1 protein-coding gene is annotated in these 392 nt (G+C 74.0%); it reads right to left on the bottom strand.

What is annotated here, in order from left to right:
• Positions 1–27: 27 nt before the first annotated feature.
• Positions 28–392 (bottom strand): substrate-binding domain-containing protein (locus LPA54_RS41460; protein WP_228985534.1); only part of this gene is annotated, 365 nt, incomplete at its 5' end.

The raw sequence follows: 392 nt of genomic DNA, 5'->3' as shown, positions 1-392 counted from the left end.
AGGGCGCACCGGCGCCCGCTCTCCGCCTCACGGACGATTGCGGTCCCCGGGCGCCGACGCCGTGGAACCTCGCACCACCAGCTCGGGCATGAACACGAACTCGCTGTGCGGCGCGGGCGTTCCGCCGATCTCCTCCAGCAGCGTGCGCACCGCTGCCTGCCCCATCGCCGGGACCGGCTTGCGGACCGTGGTCAGCGGAGGGTCGGTGAAGGCGATCAGCGGCGAGTCGTCGAAGCCGACCACGGAGATGTCGTCCGGCACCTCGAGGCCGCGCTGCCGGGCCGCACGGATCGCGCCCAGCGCCATCATGTCGCTCGCGCACACCACGGCCGTGCAGCCCCGGTCCATCAGCGCGCTGGCCGCGGCCTGGCCGCCCTCCAGCGTGTACAGCG

Source organism: Streptomyces sp. DH12 (assembly GCF_020873895.1).
Classification (GTDB): Bacteria; Actinomycetota; Actinomycetes; order Streptomycetales; family Streptomycetaceae; genus Streptomyces.
The sequence above is the reverse complement of the archived record's forward strand: the minus strand, read 5'-3'. Positions and strand labels throughout refer to the sequence as shown.